The 3,250-nt window shown below is 77.0% G+C and carries 2 protein-coding genes and 2 pseudogenes; 1 reads left to right on the top strand and 3 read right to left on the bottom strand.

Features of this window, described 5'->3' with window-relative positions; translation table 11 throughout:
* The 3 genes and pseudogenes from KBX08_RS32620 to KBX08_RS34985 all read right to left on the bottom strand — a co-directional run.
* Window positions 1–127, bottom strand: a pseudogene (locus KBX08_RS32620) (saccharopine dehydrogenase); the annotation flags it as partial.
* Window positions 128–178: 51 nt separating this feature from the next.
* The gene (locus KBX08_RS34980; protein WP_374101981.1) at window positions 179–1,267 is read right to left on the bottom strand and encodes an alcohol dehydrogenase catalytic domain-containing protein; all 1,089 of its coding nucleotides are present in this window, start codon (window positions 1,265–1,267) and stop codon (window positions 179–181) included.
* A gap of 795 nt (window positions 1,268–2,062) precedes the next feature.
* A pseudogene (locus KBX08_RS34985) lies at window positions 2,063–2,662 on the bottom strand (AAA family ATPase); the annotation flags it as partial.
* Between the two features lie 52 nt (window positions 2,663–2,714).
* Between KBX08_RS34985 and KBX08_RS32635 the strand changes: the two are divergent.
* Window positions 2,715–3,155: a hypothetical protein gene (locus KBX08_RS32635; protein ID WP_247670450.1), complete on the top strand. Its 441-nt coding sequence runs from the start codon at window positions 2,715–2,717 to the stop codon at window positions 3,153–3,155.
* Window positions 3,156–3,250: the final 95 nt, after the last annotated feature.

The following is a 3,250-nucleotide window of genomic DNA, read 5'->3' on the forward strand; positions in this document are numbered from 1 at the left end:
GGTTGCGCCCGGCCAGCGCCCAGCGCAGCTCGGCCGGCGCGTGCCGGGCCAGGTATTCAGCGGCCAGGGCGCCGGTGAACCCGGTCGCCCCGAACAACACCACGTCGTACGTTCGGTCCTCTGCCATCCCCGGAGTCTGCCATCCACCGCCGACGATGACGTGATCACGAGTGGGAGGTCAGGGCGTGAACACGGCGCGTACGCAGCCGTCGGCCCGGTCCCGGAACAGCGCGTACCCCTCCGGGCCCTGCGCCAACGGCAGCCGGTGGGTGGCCAGGTGTTCGGTCCGCAGCTCGTCGCGGGCCATCCGGTCCAGCAGCATCGGCACGTCCCGCAGATCCGGCCGACCGGCGCCGCGCAGCGTGAGTCGCCGCTCGGTCAGCGCACCCAGCGGGAACGCGTCGACGAACCCGCCCGTCCCGCCGAGCACCACCACCACGCCGCTCTTGCGACACGCGTGCACGGCCTCCCGCAGCGCGTCGGGTCGGTCGGCGTGCTGGCCACCGAACCGGTCGGCCCTCGACCGGGCCGGCGGCGTGCCGACCGCCACCACGCACACGTCCGGCCCACGCCCACCGCTACGGTCGCGCAGCTCGGCCGCGACGTCGGTGCGGCGGTAGTCGAGCGGCTCGGCGTCGGAGTGCCGCTCGGCCATCCGCAACCGCTCCTCGTACCGGTCCACGACCAGCACCCGGGCGGCGCCGCGCAGCACCGCCGACCGGGCGGTCAACTGACCCACCGCCCCGGCGCCCCAGATCGCCACCACGTCGCCGGGGCGCACCGCACCCAACTCGGTGGCGAGCCACCCGGTCGGCGCCACGTCCGCAGCGAACACCGCCCGGTCGTCGTCGACGGCGTCCGGCACCCGGAAGGCGCTCACGTCGGCGTACGGCACCCGCACGTACTCGGCGTGGCCGCCCGCGAATCCGCCCGCCGCCCGGGGCCTGCCGAAACAGCCGGCGTCGGAGCGGGCCCAGTCGGGGTCGGCGCTGGGCAGGTCGGCGCTGGCGTTGTCACAGCAGGAGTGCAGGCCCTGGCGGCAGTACCAGCAGCCGCCGCAGGCCACGCTCGCGCCGACGACCACCCGATCCCCGGCGCGGTGTCGGCGGACCCCGGGGCCGACCTCCACCACCTCGCCGAGGAACTCCGCACCGAGCACGTCGCCGGGCCGCAGCAGCGGGTGCCGGCCGGCCAGCAGCGGCAGGTCACCGGCGTGAGCGCGCTCGGCGGCGCAGGCCAACGCCACCTCCGGGTCGGCGCGGACCACCTCCGCCGGCGGCGATGTAGGTGCCGGGGCGTGCACCGGGTCCCGGTCGTAGCGGGTCAGCTCCGGCCAGTGCGCGACGAACAGATCACCGGCCAGGTCCCAGCGGCCGGCGGCCAGGGCGTGCCGCAGGGCGTCGGCGGGCCGGCCGTCACCCGCGTACCAGTCTGCGGCGCGGACGTGCAGCTCGCGTAGCTCCTCGGCGGGCAACCGGGCGAGGTCGGCGCGGAGCAGGTCGGCGAGCAGCACTTCGTACCGGTACCAGGGCGGCCGGGTGTCCTCCCGGTGCAGCAGACCACCGGTCCCGGCCAGGTCGGCCAGCACCTGCCCGGCGTCGGCGCGGCCGGTCAACGCCCCTGCCAGATCGGCGCAGACGCTGTCGACGACGGCGGTGCGCCGCAGCAGATCCTCCTCGGTCGGGTCGAGCGTCGCCAGCACCTCCTCGCGCAGGTAGCCGGCGATCTCCGGCTGGTCTCCGCCGAACTGCCCCACCCAGCGTTCCGGGTCGGGCTGTCCGCGTACCGCCAGGGCGGCGATGCGCAGCGCGGCCGGCCAGCCGCCGGTGCGCTCCCGCAGCCGGTGCACGGCGGTCGCCGGCAGCGCGGCGGCGTGGGCGGTGAGCAGGTCGGCCACCTCGTCGTCGGTGAACGCCAGCTCGTCCGGGCCGATCTCGGTCAGCTCCCCGGCGAGGCGGAGCCGGTGCAGTGGCAGGTGCAGTCCGGCCCGCGCGCCGATCACCAGACGGAGCCGCCCCCCGGCATGCCGTAGCAGGAACTCCAGGCCGGTCAACGCCGCCGGGTCGGCGACCCGGTGCAGGTCGTCCAGGATCAGCAGCACCGGCCGGTCGGCGGCGGCGAGCGTGGCGGCCAGCGCCTCCAGCTGGTCGGGGCGCGGCGGCCGGTCGGGCACCGGGCCGCCCTCCGTCGCACCGGTCGCCGAGCGCAGCGCCGCGGCGAGGTACGCCCAGAGCCGGTCGGAGTCGTCGCCGGCCTCCACCGACATCCACGCCGAGACCGGCTCGTCAGCCGAGGAGACCGACAGGTCGCCGGAGTCCGGCACGATCGCCCCCGGCTCCACGTCGGGTGGCGCACCGCCCAGCCGCGTCCAGGAGGCGAGCAGCGTGGTCTTGCCCCAGCCGGCGGGGGCGGCCAGCAGGGTGACCGGTCCCGTGCTGCCCTCGTCCAACCGGCGCAGCAGCCGGGGCCGGGCGACTACCGGCTCCGGCGGCACGGCCGGCGTCAGCCGGGACGCCAACAGCGGTGGCCCCGGTGCCGGCTCGACCCGTACGTGATCCTGTTCCGGCACCCAGCCCCACCCCCCACCACGCGCTCCGCCCCCGGTCGGCGAGCGGTTACCCGGCACGGGCCGGTTCACCCCTTCCGGGCGAGCGCGCTTCACCCGGGTGCGACAGACGATCGGGGGACGTGAACCGGGAGGACGGGTGGTACCGATGGGACGGCTGGCGCGGGCGGGACCCGCCCTGGGCGGCGCGGCGCTGGCCGGGGCGGCGCGGCTGCTGCGCGTACCCCGTTGGGGTACCCGGCCCGACGCGGACGGCGACGCTGCCGCGCCGGCCCGGTGGGAGGTGGTGACCGTCGACCGGCCGCCGGAGCAGGTGCTGCCGGAGGGCCGCTGGCCGGAGCCGCTGCGCCGCCTGGACGGGGCGGTCGAGGTGCGGGTGCGCCCGGCGCCCGGTGAACGGGGCACCGAGCTGGCCGCCCGACCGCTGGCCGGCGTCACCCCACCCACCGGGCTGGCAGCGCATCTGGTCGGCGACGACCCGGGCCTGCTGGTCCGCCGGACCCTGCGCCAGATCAAGCAACGGGTGGAGGCCGGTGAGGTGCTCCGCGCGGACCGCTCCGCGCTGGACCGCCCCGAGGTCCACGGGTGAGAGCGCTGTGTTGGGTGGGCGCAGGCGAACTGGCCGTACGAGAGGTCGCCGACCCGGAGCTGCGCAACGAGCGGGACGTCATCGTCCGGGTTCGG

Source organism: Micromonospora sp. H61 (assembly GCF_018070325.1).
Classification (GTDB): Bacteria; Actinomycetota; Actinomycetes; order Mycobacteriales; family Micromonosporaceae; genus Micromonospora; species Micromonospora salmantinae.

Excerpts from the sequence above, each read along its gene's own strand:
- KBX08_RS32635 (WP_247670450.1), top strand. The coding sequence starts at position 2,715 with ATGGGACGGCTGGCGCGGGCGGGACCCGCCCTGGGCGGCGCGGCGCTG.